The following is a 19,445-nucleotide window of genomic DNA, read 5'->3' as shown; positions in this document are numbered from 1 at the left end:
ATGCCCGGATGCCTTTCGCCCCCCTGCAAAACGACACCTTCCTGCGAGCCTGCTGGCGCCAGGCCACCGACCACACGCCCGTCTGGCTGATGCGCCAGGCCGGCCGCTACCTGCCCGAGTACGTGGCCACGCGGGCCAAGGCCGGCAGCTTCATGGGCCTGGCCACCAACACCGACTACGCGACCGAGGTCACGCTGCAGCCGCTGGCGCGCTACCCGCTCGACGCCGCCATCCTGTTCTCCGACATCCTCACGGTGCCCGACGCCATGGGCCTGGGCCTGTCGTTCGAGGCCGGCGAAGGCCCGCGCTTCGCGCGCCCGGTGCGCGACGAGGCGGCGGTGGCCGCGCTCGAGGTGCCCGACATGCAGAAGCTGCGCTACGTGTTCGACGCGGTGGGCTCGATCCGCAAGGCGCTCGACGGCCGCGTGCCGCTCATCGGCTTCTCGGGCAGCCCCTGGACGCTGGCCTGCTACATGGTGGAAGGCGCAGGCTCCAGCGACTACCGGCTGGTCAAGAGCATGCTGTACAGCCGCCCCGACCTGATGCACCGCATCCTCGCGGTGAACGCCGACGCGGTGGCCACGTACCTCAACGCCCAGATCGACGCCGGCGCGCAGGCCGTGATGGTGTTCGACAGCTGGGGCGGCGTGCTGGCCGACGGCGCGTTCCAGGAATTCAGCCTGGCCTACACGGCCCGCGTGCTGGCCGGCCTGAAGCGCACCGGCGCCGACGGCCAGCCGGTGCCGCGCATCGTGTTCACCAAGGGCGGCGGCCTGTGGCTGGACGCCATGCGCGAGCTCGACTGCCAGGTGCTGGGCGTCGACTGGACGGTCAACCTCGGCGCCGCGCGCAAGCAGATCGCCGAAGGCAGCGATGCCAAGGCCAAGGCGCTGCAGGGCAACATCGACCCGAACGTGCTGTTCGCGCCGCCCGCGCAGATCGAGGCCGAGGTGGCCAAGGTTCTGGCCGCTTTCGGCACACCGCACACCGACCGCAACGCCCCGGGCCCGACGCACATCTTCAACCTGGGCCACGGCATCAGCCAGTTCACGCCGCCCGAGCACGTGGCGGCGCTGGTGCAGGCGGTGCACCGCCAGTCGCGCGCCCTGCGCGATTGAGCATTGTGTCTTGAGGGGGCGGCGCGCGCAGCACGCGAGCCACCCCCGAACTGGGCTCCCGAACCGTTTGTCAAGCTCAAAAACGGTATATGGGTACTGACTTATGCACAAAAGACGTGTTGCAGTGCGCAAGATCTTCCAGGCGCCCGCTTGCTTTGCTCCCAAAGCAATAGCACCGCTAAGTTGTTGATTTATATAGGATTTGATTATTGCTTTTTTTCCGGGCATTCCAGCGGAAGCCTTGATTTGCAAGGCTTGGCGACGCGTCGAGCCTCGTTGTCAACAAAGTTATCCACAGAAACTCTGGATGGATTCCAAAGCCCAGGAAAATCAACGACTTAAGCGAAGTTGTTCAAAGCCGCATTAACAAACCTTGCCAAGAAGGACTTCCATCTCCACCCCCGCCATGCCCCTCGATGGGGCCATCGAACCGACGAACGGTAGCCCCGCGGCCCTTGTGTGGCGGCTGGACATCGCGGTGCAGACGCCCGCGCATGCCGCCCTGGGCGACCTGCTGAGCTACGCCGGCGCCGAGCCGCTGCCGCCCGGCACGCTGGTGCGCGTGCCGCTGGGCAAGCGCGAGGTGCTGGGCGTGGTGTGGAACCCGCCGACCTCGCTGGAGGGGGCCGAGCCCGACATGGCGCTCAAGCCCGTGGGCGCCGCGTTGGACGCGCTCGCCCCGCTGGGTGAAGCCTGGCGCGACCTGGTGGCCTTCGCCGCGCGCTACTACCAGCGCTCGATCGGCGAGATCGCCCTGGCCGCGCTGCCGCCGCAGTTGCGCGACCTGAGCACCACGCAGCTGGCGCGCCGGCTCAAGCGCAAGACCACGGCCGGGCCGGTGGCCGAGACGGCCGAATCGGCGAACCTGATCGCGCTCAGCGCGGAGCAGATGGCGGCACTGGCGCGCATCGAGGCCGAAACCGGCACTTTCCTGCTGGTCGGCAGCACCGGCAGCGGCAAGACCGAGGTCTACCTGCGCTGCGTGGCCGACCTGCTGGCGCGCGACCCCGAGGCGCAGGCGCTGGTGATGGTGCCCGAGATCAACCTCACGCCGCAGCTCGAAGCGCGCTTCAAGGCCCGCTTCGGCGACGAGGCGGTGGTGTCGCTGCACAGCGGCATGACCAACCCGCAGCGCCTGGCGAGCTGGCTGGCGGCGCACGGTGGCGCCGCCCGCATCGTGCTGGGCACGCGCATGGCGGTGTTCGCGTCGATTCCGGGGTTGAAGCTCATCGTGGTCGACGAGGAGCACGACCCCAGCTACAAGCAGCAGGAAGGCGCGCGTTATTCGGCGCGCGACCTCGCCGTGTGGCGCGGCCAGCGCGAAAAGGCCAAGGTGATCCTGGGCTCGGCCACTCCATCGCTCGAAAGCTGGCACCAGAGCCGGCCGCCCGAAGGCGACGACCCGGGCGGGCGCTATGTGCGCCTGGCCATGCCCTCGCGCATCGGCGCCGGCGAACTGCCCGCAGTGCGGCTGGTCGACATGAACCAGCAGCCGGCGAAGACGGTGATCTCGGCCCCGCTGCTCGACGCCATCGGCCAGCGCATCGCGCGCGGCGAGCAGAGCATGATTTTCCTGAACCGGCGCGGCTACGCCCCGGTGCTGGCCTGCGGCGACTGCGGCTGGAAGAGCGAATGCCCGCACTGCAGCGCCTACCGCGTGTTCCACAAGATCGACCGCACGCTGCGCTGTCACCACTGCGGCTTCACCGAACGCGTGCCGCGCGCCTGCCCGGCCTGCGGCAACCCCGACATCGCGCCCGTGGGCCGCGGCACCGAGCGGCTCGAGGAGCACCTGGCCGAGCTCTTCGCCACGGTGAAGCACCCCGACGGCAGCGCCGTGCGCATCGCCCGCATCGACGCCGACAGCACCAGGAAGCAGGGCGCGCTCGAATCGCAACTGGCCGCCGTGCACGCGGGCGAGGTCGACGTGCTGGTCGGCACGCAGATGATCGCCAAGGGCCACGACTTTCGCCGCATCACGCTGGTGGCCGCGGTGAACCCCGACGGCGCGCTGTTCTCCAGCGACTTCCGCGCGCCCGAGCGGCTGTTCAGCCTGTTGATGCAGTCGGCCGGCCGCGCGGGCCGCGACGCCGCCTACCTGGCGGCGCAAGGCACCAGGGCCGAGATGTGGATCCAGACGCACCATGCGCAGCACCCGCTGTTCACCGCGCTGCGCCGGCACGACTACGCCACCTTCGCGCAGCAGCAGCTCGACGAGCGGCGCGCCGCCGCCATGCCGCCTTTCGCCTTCCAGGCGCTGCTGCGGGCCGACGCGCGCGAGCAGTCGGTGGCGCAGGGCTTCCTGAACATCGCCGCAGACCAGGCCGAGGCGCTGCCGGGCGCCGACCTGGTCACGCGCTACCCGGCGGTGCCGCTGACCATCCAGCGGGTGGCCGACGTGGAGCGCGCGCAGATGCTCATCGAAAGCGGCTCGCGCGCCGCGCTGCAGCGCCTGCTGGCGCTGTGGCAGCCGCTGCTGCACGAACTGCGGCGCACGCCCGAGGGCAAGGGCGTGATCCGCTGGCTCGTCGACGTCGATCCGCACAGCATCTGAGCCGGTTGTCCTGCACCGCGTGCACGCGTGCATGGCCAAGGTGACCTGCATGAAAAACCATCCGACGACCCTCCCCGCAGGCTGCCCCTGGGCCGGCTTGCTGCTGGCGGCCTTCGTGGTGCTCGCCCCGCTGGCGGCGACGGCGCAGCAGCCCGACGGCGGCGCAGCGCTGCGCGCGAAGGTCGACGCACTGAAGCCGCAGCTGGCGCGCAACGTCTTCAAGCGCCCGCTCACCATCGAGTCGAACGAAACGCCCGACCGCCTGAGCGGCGATGTGTACGCGCTGGTCGACCACCCCTTCGGCCAGGTGAGCGGCGCGCTGCGCGAGCCGGCCGCGTGGTGCCAGGTGCTGATGCTGCACCTGAACACCAAGCATTGCGCGGTGAAGAACGGCGGCGCGGCGCTGGCGGTGGCCGTGGGCCGCAAGTTCGACCAGCCGCTGTCGGACGCGCAGAAGATCGACTTCGCCTACAGCGTGGCCAAGGCCGACGCCAACTACCTGAACGTGCGCCTGAGCGCGGCCACGGGGCCGCTGTCGACGCGCGACTACAGCATCGTGCTGGAGGCCACGCCCGCCGACGACGGCAAGACCGCCCTGCACATGAGCTACGCGTACGCCTACGGCACCGCCGCGCGGCTGGCGATGAAGGGCTACCTCGCGACGCTGGGCAGCGACAAGGTCGGCTTCACGAAGAAAGACGGCGACTACATCGGCGGGGTGCGCGGCGTGGTGGAGCGCAACACCATGCGCTACTACCTGGCCATCGACAGCTATGTGAACGCGCCGGCGGCGAGCCAGCTGGAGCAGCGCCTGGGCACGTGGTTCGACGCCACCGAGCAGTACGCGCAGCAGCTGCACGAGGTGGACCGCAACGACTACATGGAAATGAAGCGCCACGAGTTCCAGCGGCTGCAGCAGCCGGGGTCTTGAGGCGGAACAGGCCGGCGGGGCAGCTCGGCGGGACAGAACCCAGAACGGCGAGGCCTTCCGAACCACGCGCTTGTCAGTGGTAGCCCGTCGGCTCCTTGCCCATGTCGACGTAGCGCAACTCGTTGTGCCGGCGCCGTACGATGTTCGAGGGCCACGCGAACACCACCAGGCTCAGCGCGCCCAGCGCGATGGCGGTGGCCGTGCCGTACTTGCCGGCATGCCAGAACCAGCCCACCGCGGCGAGCCAGGAAAACCACAGGAGGATGCGAACCAGAATTGCCATTGCGCGCCCCATTCACATCTTTGACGTGGGAACACTGTAGCAGCGCCAATGCAAACTGAAGCATTCACCTGAAGAGGTAGCGGTGGCTATGCCTTAAGGCCTGCCATGGCTTACCCGAAAATTTGTGAAAAAACAGTTGACGGCATGGGGTGGCGCTGCTCAAGCTGTAAACGTGCGAACTCGCAGCGGATTTCGCGTTCCAAACCAGCCCGCCTCTCGCAGAGGTTCCGCAAAGGTCGTCATGAAGCCGCCGTCCATACCAGGTTGGGTTCTGTCTTTCGCGTCGTGCATGGCGTTCGCGGCTGGCGTGGCCGGCCTGATCGGTCTGATCGGCGCGCCCTCCGCCGGTGCGGCCGAGCTTGCGCTGCAAGGCAGCCGGCTGGTGGTCTCGGGCATGCTCGACGGCAGCGCCATCAAGGAATTCAACGAACAGCTCGGCGGCGGCACGGTGCACACCGTGGTCTTCGAGGACTCGTTCGGCGGCACCGCCGAGGCGGCCGGCGCCTATGCCGAGGCCATTCGCACCAGCGGCGTGCAGACCGAGGTGCGGGGCCAGTGCATGGCGGCCTGCGCCTATGCCTTCCTGGCGGGCAAGACGCACCGCTTCGGCTACGGCGGGCAGGTCAACGGCATCCTGCTGCCGGTGGCGGTGCGGCCCACGGCGGCCGAGCTGGCGGTGCGCTGGCGCGGTGACGAGGCGCACAAGACGCTGGCAGATTTCACGCCGCCCTCCGCCACATCCGTGACCTCCGCGAACAACGCCTCGGCCAGCACGACCGTCGCCTCGGCCGCGCCAACGGCCACCCCGGTGAACGCCAAGCCCGTGGAAGCCAGCATGGCCGCGGTCAAGGACGCACCGAAGGACACCACCAGAGACAACTGGCAGCCCGAGCACGGCGTGCTCTTCACCGCGAGCCCGACCCTGTTCGGCCGCGTCTACAACACCTACTACTGCGACGGCACGCAGGGCCGCGACTTCTCCAAGTGCGAGCGCCTGCCCGATGCCGACCCCTACAAGCTGGGCGTGCTGACGCCCTGAACACGGCGCGGCACGGCGGCACCGCGGCGCTCCAGGCGCTCAGTGCAGCCAGCCGACCGCGAGCGGAAAGCTGAAGAAGGCCACCACCGTGGTCCACAGGATGATGCGGGCGATGCGCCCGTTGTCCGCCCCGAAGCGCTCGGCCAGCATCGACACGTTGCTCGCGCTCGGCAGCGCCGCGACCAGCACGATCACCACCAGCGCCGCATGCGACAGCGGCAGCCCCAGCGCCATCGCGCCCAGCCCCAGGCCCCACACCAGCAGCGGGTGCACCAGCAGCTTGACCACGACCACGGGCAGCACGTCGCACCAGGGCGCCTTGGCCGCCGCCTGCCGCCCGGTGCCCATCGCCTGCGCCACGGCCGCGCTGGCGTCGTGCTCGCGCGCCAGCAGCGCCGAGCGCGCCAGCACCGCGCCGATGGTGAACAGCGCCACCGGCGAGGCCGCGTCCGCCAGCATCGCGATGGTGCGCTCGATGGGCCCCGGCGGCTGCCAGCGCGCGGCCGACAGCAGCACGCCCAGCAAGATCGACCACGGCATCGGGTTGACCAGGATGCCGCGCAGCGCCTTGCGCGCCGCCAGCGACGCACCCTGGCGCCCCGCGCCGGCGGCCCCGTCGAGCCGCGACAGCGCGATGCACAGCGACGAGGTCACGACCATGTCGAACGCGATCGCGATGATCATCGGCCCCGCCGCCGGCGGCCCCAGCAGGGCCACCAGCAGCGGCACGCCCATGAAGCCGGTGTTCGGAAACGCCGCCACCAGCGCGCCGAAGGCCGCGTCGTTCCAGCCGATGCGCGCGTTGCGCGTGAACAGCACCACGCCCGCCACCACAGCCAGCGCGCAAGTGCCCCAGACCAGTGCGACACTGCCGTCCAGCAGCTGGCCGATGGGCGTGCCCGCGCCGAAGCGCAGCAGCATGCACGGCAGCGCGAAATACAGCACGAAGGTGTTGAGCCCCGGAATCGCGTCCAGCGGCAAGAGGCGCGCCCGGGCGGCGGCGTAGCCGGCCGCTATTAACGCGAAGAAAGGGAAGGTAACAAGGAATACAGGCAGCACCGGGCCATTGTCGTTGAGCACTCCGGCCCGCCTGCGGGGGCCTTTCACAGGGGCGCCGCCTACAACCCGGCGCGGGGCCGTCCCCGTATCATTGCCCGCTTTCCACGGCTTTCACGCTTTTTCGCCTGCGCTTACCCGCGCACGGCGATTTCCGGCTCTTCCACACCCCCATGTCCCACGGTCTCAATCTCGCGCAGCAGGAAGCTGTCAACTACATGCACGGTCCCTGCCTGGTGCTTGCAGGGGCAGGCTCCGGCAAGACGCGCGTGATCACGCACAAGATCGGCCGACTCATCCAGGCCGGCCTGGAGCCGCAGCGCATCGCGGCCATCACCTTCACCAACAAGGCCGCCGCCGAAATGCGCGAGCGCGCCAAGGACCTGATCGGCAAGGACGCGCGCAAGGTCGTGGTCTGCACCTTCCACGCGCTGGGCGTGCGCATGATGCGCGAAGACGGCGCGGTGCTCGGCCTGAAGAAGGCCTTCAGCATCCTCGACTCCGACGACGTCACCAAGATCCTGAAGGACGCCGGCGGCAGCTCCGACACGGCCACCGCGCGCATCTGGCAGTGGACCATCAGCAAGTGGAAGAACATGGGCCTGAACGCCGCGCAGGCCGAGGCCGCCGCAGTGGACGACAACGAGCGCATCACCGCCAAGATCATGGGGCGCTACGAAGAGCGCCTGCTGGCCTACCAGAGCGTGGACTTCGACGACCTCATCGGCATGCCGCTGAAGCTTCTGTACGAGTTTCCCGAAGTGCGCGCCAAGTGGCAGGCCGCGCTGGGCCACATCCTGGTGGACGAATACCAGGACACCAACGCCACCCAGTACGAGGTGCTCAAGGCGCTGGCCGGCGACAAGGGCCAGTTCACCGCCGTGGGCGACGACGACCAGTCCATCTACGGCTGGCGCGGCGCCACGCTGGACAACCTGCGCAAGCTGCCGGTGGACTACCCCACGCTCAAGGTCATCAAGCTGGAGCAGAACTACCGCTCCACCAGCGCCATCCTGCGCGCGGCCAACAACGTGATCGGGCCCAACCCCAAGCTGTTTCCCAAGACGCTGTTCTCCGAGCTCGGCGAAGGCGAGCCGGTGCGCATCGTGGACGCCGACAGCGAGGTGCACGAGGCCGAGCGCGCGGTGGCGCGCATCGTGAGCATCCGCGCGGGCGACTCGCTCACGCAGGGCAAGCAGCACAAGGAGTTCCGCGACTTCGCCATCCTGTACCGCGCCAACCACCAGGCGCGCGTGTTCGAGCAGGCGCTGCGCAAGGCGCAGATCCCGTACAAGGTGTCGGGCGGCCAGAGCTTCTTCGACCGCGCCGAAATCAAGGACCTGTGCGGCTGGTTCCGCCTGTGGGTCAACAACGACGACGACCCCGCGTTCCTGCGCGCCATCACCACGCCCAAGCGCGGCATCGGCCACACCACGCTGGCCAGCCTGGGCAGCTTCGCGAGCCAGTACAAGCTGAGCCTGTTCGAGGCGCTGTTCAGCCCCTCGCTGCCCAGCGTGATGCCCAAGCGCACGCTCGAGGGCATCCACGAGTTCGGCCGCTACATCAACGACCTGGAGTACCGCGCGCGCCGCACCATGGGCGCCGAAGACTCGCGCGCCTTCATGCTCGACTGGCTGAAGGAGATCGACTACGAGAAGCACCTGTACGACGGCGAAGACAGCGAGGCCGCCGCCGCCTCGCGCTGGACCAACGTGCTGGAGTTCGTCGACTGGATGTCGCAGCGCGCCGGCGGCACGCTCGACGACACCTCGGGCGCCGACAGCAACATCGAGACCGAGCGCAAGAGCCTGCTCGAGGTGGCGCAGACCATCTCGCTGCTGTCCACCATCAGCGAGCGCCAGCAGGACCAGGACGTGGTCACGCTGTCGACCCTGCACGCCTCCAAGGGCCTCGAATGGCCGCACGTGATGCTCATCGGCGTGAGCGAGGGCCTGCTGCCCTTCAAGCTCGACGACGACAACGGCCGCCAGCAGGTGGTGAGCGACGAGACGCAGCAGCGCCTGCAGGAAGAACGCCGCCTGATGTACGTGGGCATCACGCGCGCCCAGCGCAGCCTGGCCGTGAGCTGGACCAAGAAGCGCAAGCAGGGCCGCGAGATGGTGCCCTGCATTCCGAGCCGCTTCATCGCCGAGATGGGCCTGAATAAGGAAACCATCAAGGAAGACCCGCGCGAGAAGCTCAAGGCCCTGCGCGCCGAGTTCGCGCGCAAGGCGCAGGACAGTGCGGCGAAGGCCGCGGCCATCCAATGAAGACGGCCCGCACTCACCTGGCCACGTCGCGCGGTGCGCTGCTGGCCGCCGCACTGCTGTCGGCCACTGTCCTCGCAGGCTGCGCCGCCGCCAAGGACCCCAACTGCCCCACCGACGCGCGCGACCTGCCGCTGGCCTCGCTGTACGGCCGCTGGGAGGCCCGCTTCGACGGCCTGCCCGCCGCGGCCGCGGTGCAGCTCGGCAAGCACCCCGACTACGACGGCGTGCGCGGCACCATCACGCGCAACCCGAACAACCCCGCCAAGGCCGCCGTCGCCCAGCTCGCGGGCGACGTGGACGACGAAGGCGCGCTCTCCATCGACGAATCGCAGGACGGCCGCGCCATCAGCGGCGTGTGGTCCGGCAAGCTGCAGGCCCGCTCGTGCGGGCGCGAGTTCAGGGGCACATGGCGCAACGCCGCCGACCAGAGCACCCACCCGTTCGTGCTCAGCAAGATCACGCCCGTGAACAACACGCCCACAGCCGCGACCCAGGCAGCCCCCACCGGCGCATCCAGCGCATCCAGCGCATCCCCTGGCGCCGATGCACCCGCGCCCAAGGAAGGAAAGCAATGAAGACCCAGCCTCCCCAGTTCACCTTCTCCCGCCTCGCGGCGCTGGCCGCCTGCCTCGGCGGCGCGGCCGCGGCCCATGCCCAGGCCGTCGACAAGCCCGCCAGCCCGCTGGCCGACGCGCAGCTCACCTGGCAGCAGTGCACCGCGCTCGGCGCCAGCAACGAGGCGCGCCTGGCCTGCTTCGACCGCTGGGCGCAGCAGCAGACGCTGCCCTCGGTGTCGGTGCCCGTGGCGCCGCCCGTGCTGGCCAGCACGCAGGCCCCGCCGGTGGACAGCGCCATGCCCGCCACGCGCGTGGTCTCGGTGGCCACCACCGAAGGCTGCCGCGATCGCCAGTACTCCACGCTGTCGCGCTTCTGGGAACTGGAAAACGCCACCGACTGCGGCACCTTCGGCTTTCGTGGCTACCGCCCGCTGAACGTGTCGGTCTCCGCCGCCACCCAGAAGCCGCAGACGCCCACCTCGCCCTCCGAAGGCCACACCGGCGACCCCGTTGCCTACCAGGCCAACGAGATGCGCATCGGCCTGTCGGTGCGCACCAAGCTCGCGCAGGGCATGCTCACGCAGAACGACCCGACCAAGAAAGACTCGCTGTGGTTCGCCTACAGCCAGCAGTCGACCTGGCAGCTGTTCAACGGCGCCATCTCGCGCCCGTTCCGCACCACAGACCACGAGCCCGAGCTGATGTATGTCTACCCGACCGACTTCAAGCTGCCCGGCGGCTGGCGCTGGCGCTACGCGGGCCTGGGCATCGTGCACCAGTCGAACGGCCAGACCCTGCCGCTCTCGCGCAGCTGGAACCGCGTGTACCTGATGGGCGGCGCCGAGCTGGACGACCGCTTCACCATCACCGGGCGCATCTGGAAGCGCATTTCCGAGAATGCCGCCAAGGACGACAACCCCGACATCGCCGACTACATCGGCCGCGCCGAGCTCACCGGCCGCTGGAACTTCAACCGCGACAACCAGTTCGGCATCACGGTGCGCAACAACCTGCGCGACAGCGGCCGCGGCTCCATCCGCCTCGAGTGGCTGAAGGCCATCGGCGACCCGACCAAGAGCAACCTGCGCTTCCACACGCAGCTGTTCTCGGGCTACGGCGACACGCTGGTGGACTACAACCGCAAGCGCACAGTGCTCAGCATCGGCCTGAGCCTGGTCGATTTCTGACCCTTCCCTCACCTTTGACAAAGCCCATGAGCGCAGACCTTTCCCCCGTCGACGCCACGCAGCGCGAGATCATCGCGGCGCTGCATGTCGCGCCCGTCTTCGATGCCGCGAGCGAGCTGGAACGCCGCGTCGACTTCCTCGCCAGCTACCTGAAGCAGACCGGCCTGAAGACGCTGGTGCTGGGCATCAGCGGCGGCGTCGACTCGCTGACCGCCGGCTGCCTCGCGCAGCGCGCCGTGCAGAAGCTGCGCGCCGAAGGCCGCGACGCCACCTTCATCGCCATGCGCCTGCCCTACGGCGTGCAGAAGGACGAGGCCGAGGCGCAGGCGTCGCTGGCGGTCATCCAGCCCGACCGCACCATCACGGTGGACATCCGCCCCGCGGCCGACGGCATGCTGGCCGCGCTGAAGGCTGGCGACCTGAAGTTCCGCGACGCGGGGCATGAAGACTTCGTGCTCGGCAACATCAAGGCGCGCGAGCGCATGGTGGCGCAGTTCGCGGTGGCCGGCGCGCACGACGGCATCGTCATCGGCACCGACCACGCGGCCGAGGCGCTGATGGGCTTCTTCACCAAGTTCGGCGACGGCGCGGCCGACATCACGCCGCTCACCGGGCTGAACAAGCGCCGCGTGCGCGCGGTGGCGCAGCTGCTGGGCGCGCCCGACGCGCTGGTCTACAAGGTGCCCACCGCCGACCTCGAGTCGCTGGTGCCGGGCAAGCCCGACGAAGACGCCTTCGGCGTCACCTACGAGCAGATCGACGACTTTCTCGAAGGCAAGCCGGTGTCGGCGCGGGCGCGAGACATCATTCTTTCGACGCACCGCAAGAGCGCCCACAAGCGCGCGCTGCCCGTCGAGCCGGCCCCACCCGCCACGCACCCACAAACTTCCGCCGGTTGACACCATGGCGCCCGAAGCCCTGACGCAGCCCGCCATGCGACACCGCTTCGACGCCCTGCGCGCCGCGAGCCTGCGCGCACAAACCCCGCCCTGGACCGAACGCGCCGACCGCCTGAAGCGCCTGCGCGCGCTGGTCGTCGACCACCGCGCGGCCATGGCAGCGGCCATCAGCGCCGACTTTCATCACCGCGCCGCGCAGGAAACCGAGCTGGCCGAGGTGTTCCCCAGCGTCGAGGGCATCGACCACGCGCTGCGCCACGGCCAGCGCTGGATGCGCGTGAAGCGCCGCGCCACCGGCCTGTGGTTCAAGCCCGCATCGTCGCGCGTGATGCCGCAGCCGCTGGGCGTGGTCGGCATCGTGGTGCCGTGGAACTACCCGCTGTACCTCGCGGTGGGCCCGATGACCGCGGCGCTGGCCGCGGGCAACCGCGTGATGGTGAAGCAGTCGGAGTTCACGCCGCGCTTCGCCGAGCTGTTCGCCTCGCTGGTGCGCAAGGCCTTCGCCGAAGACGAGATCGACATCGTCAACGGCGACGCCGACACCGCGCGCGCCTTCTGCGCCCTGCCCTTCGACCACCTGCTGTTCACCGGCTCCACCGCCGTGGGCCACCAGGTGATGCGCGCCGCCAGCGAGAACCTCACGCCGGTCACGCTCGAACTCGGCGGCAAGTCGCCGGCCATCGTCGGGCCCGGCGCCAACTTCGACAAGGCGGTGGAACGCATCCTCGTGGGCAAGACGCTGAACGCGGGCCAGACCTGCATCGCGCCCGACTACGTGCTGCTGCCCGAAGGCCAGCAGCAGCGCTTCGCCGAGGCGGCGCGGCGCGTGTTCGCAGCGATGTACCCGCGGCTGGAGAGCAGCACCGACTACACCAGCATCGTGAGCCCGCGCCACTTCGAGCGGCTGCAGGCGCTCGCGGCCGCGGCGCAGCAACAGGGCGCCACCGCGCTGCCGCTGAGCGACATGGCGCCCGACGCCGCCACGCGCCGCTTTCCGCCCGTGCTGCTCATGGGCGTGAACGACGGCATGCGCGTGATGCAGGAAGAAATCTTCGGCCCGCTGCTGCCGGTGCTCACGTACCGCACCCTCGACGAAGCCATCGGCTACGTCAGCGCGCACCCGCGCCCGCTGGCGCTCTACCTGTTCGAGAAAGACCGCGCCACCATCGAGCGCGTGATGCAGCAGACCGTGGCCGGCGGCGTGTCGATCAACGAAACGCTGATGCACGTCGCGCAGGACGACCTGCCCTTCGGCGGCGTCGGTGCCAGCGGCATGGGCGCGTACCACGGCGAGCACGGCTTCCAGACCTTCTCGAAGCTCAAGCCGATCTTTCAGCAGTCCGCGTTCAACGGCGTGGGCCTGTTCAGGCCGCCGTATGGCAAGACCTTCGCGCGGATGATGAAGCTGCTGCTGCGCTAGGCCGGAGCGCTGGCCTTGGACAAGGGCCGCGTCAGCACCTTCCAGCGCCCCGCACTCAACTCCGCCGCGTACGGCGCGGGAATGCCGACAGTGAAGCCGTTGCCCGCGACCACCGCGTCGTAGGCGCACACGGCCTGCCCTTGCGCGTCGTACAGCGTCCACGTCACCGCGGTACCGTCGGGCGCCGCATGCGCCACGTGCATCGAAGGCGCGCCGATGTTCGCCCCCACATGCGCGTAGCGCGCGTCCACGGCCATCGGCGCGTGCGCGGGAAAGGGCAGGCTGCCCGGCACATCGAACCATGCGTCATGCGTGAGCAGGCTGCGTTGCGCGACCTGCCACACGCGGTGCCGAAGAAAGTGCTGGTCGGCGAAGTGCGCGGAATACGGCCGGCTCGCCAGGTACGCGCGCATGCCGATTTCCACATCGGCCAGCAGGCCCCGGCAGGCGCCCCACAGGCCCGCGAGCAGCAGCTCGGAGTGCGTGGGGTAGTCGCGCATCGCGTGGAACCATCGGTTGGATGCGCACCACGCGCGCACGGCCGCCTGGTCGCGCGTGGACAGCAGCGAATCGGCATCGCGGAACTGCACGCGGTCCACGCCCGGGTCGTCGAGCGCAAGAAAGCGCCACATCGTGCCCGGCAGGCCGGTGCCGCCCGCCGCGTGCGCATCGACCACGCGGGCGCCCGCCTGCAGCAGGCGCTCGCGCACGGCGGGCGGCACCGTGTCATCGACGTAGAACCGGCAGGTCCATCCCGCGAACAACTCGCGCGCCGCGCGCACGTTCAGCACCGCCATCTCGCAGTAGCGCGGGTCGTGGCCGAACAGGCTGAAGGCGATCAGGTTGCGTTCGCGCGCGTTGGCGTCGAAAGGCGGCGGGCCTGCGACGTCGCGCGTGGCGGCCGCGGGCTCGCGCGCCGCCTCCTGCATCTTCAGCCGCAGCGAGGCCGTGCCGTATTCGCGCACCTCGTCCCGCTTGCCGAGCTGCCCGGCCGCCTCCGCGAGCCCGTCGTAGGTGTTCGCGGTCTTCAGCTGCGAGATGGCGCGGCGGTAGGTGTCGTAGGCCTGCTGCGGCTGGCCCAGGCGCATCTGGCACAGCGCCACGTCGGCCAGCGGCTGCGGGCTGTGCGTGGCATGCCAGGCCTGCGTGGCGAACTTGAGCGCCTGCGCGAAGTCGCCCTGCGCGAAGGCGGTGCGAAAGCGCTCGCCCATGGCGTTCAGCGCCTGCTGCGTCACCTTGGCCGCCGCGGGCGCACGCGAGGGAATCGCCGGGCGCTTCACGGCCAGCGCTCGCTAAGGAATTTTTGAGCGCTCACGGCTACCGCTCGCGAAGGAATGGCGGGGCGCTCACGGCTACCGTTCGCGCAGTGCCTCGCGCGCCTTGTTCAGCGGCTTCAGCAGGTAGTCGAGCACGGTCTTGCTGCCGGTGTGGATGTCCACCGTGGCGATCATGCCGGGCACGATCGGAAAGCTCTCGCCGCCCTTGTTCTTCAGGTGGTCCGCGTCGGTGCGGATGTACACGCGGTAGTAGTACACGTCGCGCTTCACGTCGTCTTGGATGGTGTCGGGCGAAATGGTGGTCACCTTGCCCGGCAGGCCGCCGAAGATCGAATAGTCGTACGCCGTCACCTTCACCGTGGCGTCCTGCCCGGGGTGGATGAAGGCCACGTCGCGCGGCGAGATGCGCGCCTCCACCAGCAGCTTCTCGTCCAGCGGCACGATCTCCATGAGCTTGCCGCCCGGCGGCAGCACGCCGCCCACGGTGGTCACGGCAATGTCCTTCACGATGCCGCGCACCGGCGACGCGAAGGTCAGCCGCGTGAGCGAGTCGGAGCGCCCGCGCGTCACCGAGCGCTGCGCCTCGATCTCGGCGTTGGCCTTGGCGAGGTCTTCGCGCGCCTTCACGTAGTACTGGCTCTTCAGGTCCGAGGCCTTGGTCTCGGCCTCGTTGATCTGGCGCTTCAGCCGCAGCACCTCCACGTCGCTGGCGGCGCCGCGCGACACCAGCGGCTCGGTGAGCGCCAGCTCGCGGCGCATCAGCACCAGCGCCTGCGACACGCCCGCCAGGCTGCTGGCGAGCTGCTCGCGCCGCGACTGGTAGAGCGCGGTCTCGGTGCGCACCAGGTCGGGCTCGTTGCGCACCTCGGCCGGAAACACCAGCGCCGTGCCGCCCACCTCGGCCGTGAGCCGCGCCGACATGGCCAGCGCGGCGCGCACGCGCGAGGCGCTTTCCTGCACGGTCGATTCGGTCTTGGTGCGGTCCAGCTGCGCAAGCACCTGGCCCGCGTTCACGATGTCGCCCTCGCGCACCTTCAGGTCGACCAGGATGCCGCCTTCCAGCGACTGGATCATCTGCTCGCGCGACGAGGGCACCACCTTGCCGGTGCCGGTGGACACCTCGTCGAGCTTGAAGAACCAGGCCCATGCGAGCATCGCAGCCAGCAGCGCGGCCACGGTCCACACCACCAGCGAGGCGCCGGGCAGCGGGGGCTCCACGGGCGCGTAGCGGCGCTGCGCGGCCTTTGCGTTCTTCTTGCCTCCCCGCGGGCTGCCGAGCGGAGGGTCTTGCGCGAGCTCAGGCGTTGCCATGGGAGAGCTTTCCGAGAATCTGGTCCTTCGAGCCGTCCATCACCACGCGGCCGCCCTCGATCACCACGATGCGGTCCACCCACTGCAGCACCGGCATGCGGTGCGTGGCCACCACCAGCGTGCGCGGCGCCAGCCAGGCGCCCACCGCGTCGATCACCTGGCGCTCGGTCACTTCGTCGAAGTGCGCCGTGGGTTCGTCCAGCAGCACGATGGCCGGCTGGCGGATCAGCGTGCGCGCCAGCAGCAGCGCCTGCCGCTGCCCGCCCGAGAGGCCCAGGCCGCCTTCGTGGACCAGGTCGTCCAGCCCCTCGGCGCGCGAATGCACGAAGGGCAACGCACCGGCCATCGCAATGGCCTCGAGCACCTGCGTGTCGGTGGCCAGCGGCATGCCCAGCGTGACGTTCTCGCGGATCGAGCCGTGGAACAGCCGCGCGTTCTGCGTGAGCAGGCCCATGTCGCGGCGCAGGTCGGCCGGGTCGATCAGCCCCAGGTCGAGCGCGTCCAGCGACACATGGCCGCGCTGCGGCGCATGCAGCCCGGCCAGCAGCTGCAGCAGGGTCGACTTGCCCGCGCCCATGCGCCCGAGCAGCGCGACCTTCTCGCCGGCCTTCACCTGCAGCTGCCCCACCGCGAACGCGGGCGCCTTGTCGTCCTTGCCGTAGCGGAACTCCACGCCGGCCAGCGTGTAGTGGCCGTGCAGCGCGGGCACGCGCACGCGGCGCGCATGCTCGGGCTGGTCGACCGGGCGCTGCATGAGCTGGTCGAGCCCCGCGCGCGCCACCTTGGCCTGCTGCCAGCGCGCGAACACGCCCGAGAGCTGCGCCAGCGGCGAGATCATGCGCGAGGCCAAGATCGACGAGCCCACCAGCGCGCCGGTGGTCATGTCGCCCTTCATCACCAGGAAGCAGCCCGCCAGCAGCACCACCGCGTAGACGATGCCCTGCACCTCCTGCGTCCACGTCATCAGCAGCCCGGTGAGAAAGCGCTGGCGCATGCTCACGCTGGCGGCCACGTCGTTGGCGTGGTTCCACTGGTTCTGGAAGCGCGGCTCGGCGCGCATGAGCTTGATGTCCTCGATGCCTTCCACCGCCTCCACCAGCAGCGCGTTGCGCAGCGCCGATTCGCGCATGCCCTCGTTGGCCAGCCGCGCCAGCGGCTTCTGCACCAGCAGCCCCGGTATCACCAGCAGCGGCACCGCCGCCAGCGCCACCCAGGCCAGCGGCCCGGCCACCAGCCACAGCACCACCAGGAACAGCACGAAGAACGGCAGGTCGGCCACCGCGCCGATGGTGGTGGAGGTGAGCAGCTCGCGCACCTGCTCCACCTCGCGCACCTGCGCGATGAACGAGCCGGTCGACTTGGAGCGCGCGTCGTTGCGCACGCGCAGCGCGTGGCCGAACACCAGGTCGGACACCTTCAGGTCGGCGCGCTTGCCGATCACGTCCGAGATGTGGGTGCGCGCCATGCGCAGCACGAACTCGAAGGCCACCGCCAGCATCACCCCGCCGAACAGCACCCACAGCGTGGACTCCGACTGCGCCGGCACCACGCGGTCGTAGATCTGCATGGAAAACACCATGCTCGACAGCGCCAGCACGTTGGCGAACACCGAGGCCAGCACGATGTCGCCGTAGCGGCGCCAGTCGCGCAGCGCGATCGACCAGAACCAGTTGGCCTCGTAGGGCTTGATGTAGTCGTCCACCCGCGCGTCGGGCACCGCCGTCTGCGGCCGCAGGATGGCCACGCGGCGCGCGCGGCGGCGCAGTTCCTCGACCGGCACCGCCGTTTCCAGCCCGTGGTCGCCGCCCAGCAGCACGCCCAGCCGGCCCTTGCCGTCGGCGGTGCGCACCACGCCGACCTCGCCGTCGTCGAACTCCACCACCAGCGGCAGGCGCCAGGGGTCGAGCTGCGCGTCGGTGAACGCGTCCAGCCGCAGCGCCAGGCCCAGCTGCCGCGCCATGTGGTCGAGCAGGGTGTCCAGCGGCGCGCCGCGCTCCCAGGCCAGCGAGACGCGCGTGCTTTCCTCGGAGGCGCCGATGCCGTAGTGGCGCGCCACGTAGACCATGGCGTCGAGCCAGCTGGTGTAGTGCCGCGGAAGGTCCCTTGCATTCATGGCAGCAGCTCCATGCCCTGGACGGTGGTGTTGTCCAGCCCGTAGAACGCGCGGGCCTGGCCCGTGGCGCCGATGTAGCCGACGCGGCTGGCCCAGAGGTCGTGCAGCACGGCCTCCTGCTCGGCGGCGGCCTGGTAGATCTCCTGCTCGGCGTTCAGCAGGTCGAGGATGGAGCGCGTGCCCAGCGTGTACTGCTCGCGGTACAGGTCGCGCGCCTCCACGATGCTGCGCCTGCGGTCGGCCAGCACGCCCAGGCGCGCCTGCGCGCCGATGACCTGCTCGCGAAAGTTGCGCGCCTGGTCGCCGGCGTTGAGCCGGGCGGTCTCGATGCGCATGCGCGCGGCCTCCTCGGCGGCGCTGGCGGCGCGCACCTGCGCGTCGAGCGCGCCGCCCTGGTAGATCACGCTCGTCAGGTTGAGCATCACCGTGTGGTACGTGCCGTTGCGCTCCAGCGTGGCGGGGTTGATGCCGCCCATGGCCTTGTTGACGGAAGCGTCCACGCTCAGCGTGGGGTAGCGGTTGGCCCGCGCGATCTCCAGCTGCGCCGAGGCCGCGCGGCGCTCCGCCTCGGCCGCGAGCACGTCGGGCAGCAGGCTGGTGTCGGGCGGCCCGTCGGCGCGGAAGGTGCTGGCCAGGCCGTCGGAAAGGCTGCTGGGCAACGGCGCGATCTGCGGCGGCACCCCCGGCCCCAGCAGCGTGCCCAGGCGCTCGCGCCACTGCGCCAGCTGCGACTTCACCTGCAGCAGGTTGGCGCGCGCGCTGTCCACGCGCGACTCGGCCTGGATCGGGTCGGCCCGGGTGCTGATGCCCGCGTTGGCGCGCAGCCGCGCCGTTTCGAGCACCTTTTCCACCGCCTGCACCTGCTCCTGCGCGATGGCCAGCAGCGCCTGGTAGCGGTGCGCGGTGACCACGGCGTCGGCCGCCTGCTGCGCCACCGTGTCGATCTGCTTCAGGATGCCGGCCTGCTGGCGCCGCACCAACGCCTCGGACTGCGCCACGGCGCCGTCCACCTTGCCGAAGTCGTAGAGCATCTGCGAGACCGAGGCCGTGGCCACCGTGCCGGTGCTGCCGCCCTGCGAGGCGGGCGCGTTGCTGCTGCCGCCGCCCACGCCCACGCGCACCTGCGGGTAGTAGCCGGCGCGCGCCACGTCCACGCCGCCGGCCTGCTGCGCCAGCGTGGAGATCGCATCCGAAATGGACGGGTGGCGCGCCACCGCCTGGCGCACCGCCTCGTTCAGCTCCAGCGGCTGCGTGCTGGCCGGCGCCACGGGCAGCGGCCGGCCCGGCTGCAGGTTGAGCTCCTGCGCCAGCGAGCTGGGCGCGAGCCGGCGCGAGACCTTCAGGCCGCCGTCGTCAGCCGATGCGGACGCGGTGGAACCGGCCAGGGCCAGCCATGCGAGCGCACGGAGCGCGGCGCGGTGCGTCACCCT

15 protein-coding genes are annotated in these 19,445 nt (G+C 70.2%); 9 read left to right on the top strand and 6 right to left on the bottom strand.

Annotated features, from left to right (window positions below; all coding sequences use genetic code 11):
• Positions 1-8 precede the first annotated feature (8 nt).
• The 3 genes from hemE to QTI51_RS28600 all read left to right on the top strand — a co-directional run bounded on the left by hemE (position 9) and on the right by QTI51_RS28600 (position 4,603).
• Positions 9-1,118, top strand: coding sequence for a uroporphyrinogen decarboxylase (hemE, locus tag QTI51_RS28610; protein ID WP_286517023.1), 1,110 nt, complete (start codon positions 9-11; stop codon positions 1,116-1,118).
• A gap of 406 nt (positions 1,119-1,524) precedes the next feature.
• Entirely contained in the window at positions 1,525-3,672 is a 2,148-nt protein-coding gene (locus tag QTI51_RS28605; RefSeq protein ID WP_286517025.1) for a primosomal protein N', read from the top strand.
• 49 nt (positions 3,673-3,721) lie between these two features.
• On the top strand, positions 3,722-4,603 hold the full coding sequence (locus tag QTI51_RS28600) for a hypothetical protein (protein ID WP_286517028.1): 882 nt from the start codon (positions 3,722-3,724) through the stop codon (positions 4,601-4,603).
• Positions 4,604-4,676: 73 nt separating this feature from the next.
• On the opposite strand, the gene QTI51_RS28595 is transcribed toward QTI51_RS28600, so the two are convergent.
• A complete protein-coding gene (locus QTI51_RS28595; protein WP_116910763.1) occupies positions 4,677-4,886 on the bottom strand; it encodes a hypothetical protein in 210 nt (69 codons plus the stop codon).
• Between the two features lie 289 nt (positions 4,887-5,175).
• Between QTI51_RS28595 and QTI51_RS28590 the strand changes: the two genes are divergently transcribed.
• Positions 5,176-5,925, top strand: coding sequence for a hypothetical protein (locus QTI51_RS28590; protein WP_286517030.1), 750 nt, complete (start codon positions 5,176-5,178; stop codon positions 5,923-5,925).
• Between the two features lie 39 nt (positions 5,926-5,964).
• On the opposite strand, the gene QTI51_RS28585 is transcribed toward QTI51_RS28590, so the two are convergent.
• Positions 5,965-6,984 (bottom strand): AEC family transporter, encoded by a 1,020-nt coding sequence (locus QTI51_RS28585; protein WP_286517091.1) that lies wholly within the window; start codon positions 6,982-6,984, stop codon positions 5,965-5,967.
• Between the two features lie 170 nt (positions 6,985-7,154).
• Here QTI51_RS28585 and QTI51_RS28580 point away from each other — a divergent pair, with 170 nt between their 5' ends.
• The 5 genes from QTI51_RS28580 to QTI51_RS28560 are packed head-to-tail and all read left to right on the top strand — an operon-like array spanning position 7,155 to position 13,314.
• Positions 7,155-9,251, top strand: coding sequence for an ATP-dependent helicase (locus QTI51_RS28580; protein ID WP_116910765.1), 2,097 nt, complete (start codon positions 7,155-7,157; stop codon positions 9,249-9,251).
• Positions 9,248-9,826 carry a hypothetical protein gene (locus QTI51_RS28575; protein WP_286517032.1) on the top strand — a complete coding sequence of 193 codons (579 nt, stop codon included), beginning with the start codon at positions 9,248-9,250 and terminating at the stop codon, positions 9,824-9,826. Before QTI51_RS28580 ends, QTI51_RS28575 begins: the two co-directional genes overlap by 4 nt.
• Positions 9,823-10,995, top strand: coding sequence for a phospholipase A (locus QTI51_RS28570; RefSeq protein ID WP_116910766.1), 1,173 nt, complete (start codon positions 9,823-9,825; stop codon positions 10,993-10,995). The genes QTI51_RS28575 and QTI51_RS28570 overlap by 4 nt, the downstream gene beginning before the upstream one ends.
• Before the next feature lie 26 nt (positions 10,996-11,021).
• Positions 11,022-11,894 (top strand): NAD(+) synthase, encoded by an 873-nt coding sequence (nadE, locus tag QTI51_RS28565; RefSeq protein ID WP_286517035.1) that lies wholly within the window; start codon positions 11,022-11,024, stop codon positions 11,892-11,894.
• A 4-nt stretch (positions 11,895-11,898) separates the two neighbouring features.
• A complete protein-coding gene (locus QTI51_RS28560; RefSeq protein ID WP_286517037.1) occupies positions 11,899-13,314 on the top strand; it encodes a coniferyl aldehyde dehydrogenase in 1,416 nt (471 codons plus the stop codon).
• Here QTI51_RS28560 and QTI51_RS28555 read toward each other — a convergent pair.
• The 4 genes from QTI51_RS28555 to QTI51_RS28540 all read right to left on the bottom strand — a co-directional run bounded on the left by QTI51_RS28555 (position 13,311) and on the right by QTI51_RS28540 (position 19,442).
• The gene (locus QTI51_RS28555; protein ID WP_286517039.1) at positions 13,311-14,594 is read right to left on the bottom strand and encodes a tetratricopeptide repeat protein; all 1,284 of its coding nucleotides are present in this window, start codon (positions 14,592-14,594) and stop codon (positions 13,311-13,313) included. The two genes, QTI51_RS28560 and QTI51_RS28555, sit on opposite strands and share 4 nt — an antisense overlap.
• 72 nt (positions 14,595-14,666) lie before the next feature.
• Positions 14,667-15,902: an HlyD family type I secretion periplasmic adaptor subunit gene (locus QTI51_RS28550; RefSeq protein WP_286517042.1), complete on the bottom strand. Its 1,236-nt coding sequence runs from the start codon at positions 15,900-15,902 to the stop codon at positions 14,667-14,669.
• Positions 15,889-18,015, bottom strand: coding sequence for a type I secretion system permease/ATPase (locus tag QTI51_RS28545; protein WP_286517043.1), 2,127 nt, complete (start codon positions 18,013-18,015; stop codon positions 15,889-15,891). The genes QTI51_RS28550 and QTI51_RS28545 overlap by 14 nt, the downstream gene beginning before the upstream one ends.
• Entirely contained in the window at positions 18,012-19,442 is a 1,431-nt protein-coding gene (locus QTI51_RS28540; RefSeq protein ID WP_286517044.1) for a TolC family outer membrane protein, read from the bottom strand. The genes QTI51_RS28545 and QTI51_RS28540 overlap by 4 nt, the downstream gene beginning before the upstream one ends.
• Positions 19,443-19,445 lie beyond the last annotated feature (3 nt).

This window comes from Variovorax sp. J22G73, assembly GCF_030317035.1.
Classification (GTDB): Bacteria; Pseudomonadota; Gammaproteobacteria; order Burkholderiales; family Burkholderiaceae_C; genus Variovorax.
Note: the sequence above shows the minus strand (reverse complement) of the source record. Positions and strands in the feature narration are given on the sequence as shown.

What these genes read in the sequence shown, in the direction of transcription:
- QTI51_RS28590 (WP_286517030.1), top strand. Translation starts at nt 5,176, where the DNA reads ATGGCGTTCGCGGCTGGCGTGGCCGGCCTGATCGGTCTGATCGGCGCG.
- QTI51_RS28595 (WP_116910763.1), bottom strand. Translation starts at nt 4,886, where the DNA reads ATGGCAATTCTGGTTCGCATCCTCCTGTGGTTTTCCTGGCTCGCCGCG.
- QTI51_RS28575 (WP_286517032.1), top strand. Translation starts at nt 9,248, where the DNA reads ATGAAGACGGCCCGCACTCACCTGGCCACGTCGCGCGGTGCGCTGCTG.
- QTI51_RS28570 (WP_116910766.1), top strand. Translation starts at nt 9,823, where the DNA reads ATGAAGACCCAGCCTCCCCAGTTCACCTTCTCCCGCCTCGCGGCGCTG.
- QTI51_RS28600 (WP_286517028.1), top strand. Translation starts at nt 3,722, where the DNA reads ATGAAAAACCATCCGACGACCCTCCCCGCAGGCTGCCCCTGGGCCGGC.
- QTI51_RS28605 (WP_286517025.1), top strand. Translation starts at nt 1,525, where the DNA reads ATGCCCCTCGATGGGGCCATCGAACCGACGAACGGTAGCCCCGCGGCC.
- nadE (WP_286517035.1), top strand. Translation starts at nt 11,022, where the DNA reads ATGAGCGCAGACCTTTCCCCCGTCGACGCCACGCAGCGCGAGATCATC.
- QTI51_RS28560 (WP_286517037.1), top strand. Translation starts at nt 11,899, where the DNA reads ATGGCGCCCGAAGCCCTGACGCAGCCCGCCATGCGACACCGCTTCGAC.
- QTI51_RS28580 (WP_116910765.1), top strand. Translation starts at nt 7,155, where the DNA reads ATGTCCCACGGTCTCAATCTCGCGCAGCAGGAAGCTGTCAACTACATG.
- QTI51_RS28545 (WP_286517043.1), bottom strand. Translation starts at nt 18,015, where the DNA reads ATGAATGCAAGGGACCTTCCGCGGCACTACACCAGCTGGCTCGACGCC.
- hemE (WP_286517023.1), top strand. Translation starts at nt 9, where the DNA reads ATGCCTTTCGCCCCCCTGCAAAACGACACCTTCCTGCGAGCCTGCTGG.
- QTI51_RS28550 (WP_286517042.1), bottom strand. Translation starts at nt 15,902, where the DNA reads ATGGCAACGCCTGAGCTCGCGCAAGACCCTCCGCTCGGCAGCCCGCGG.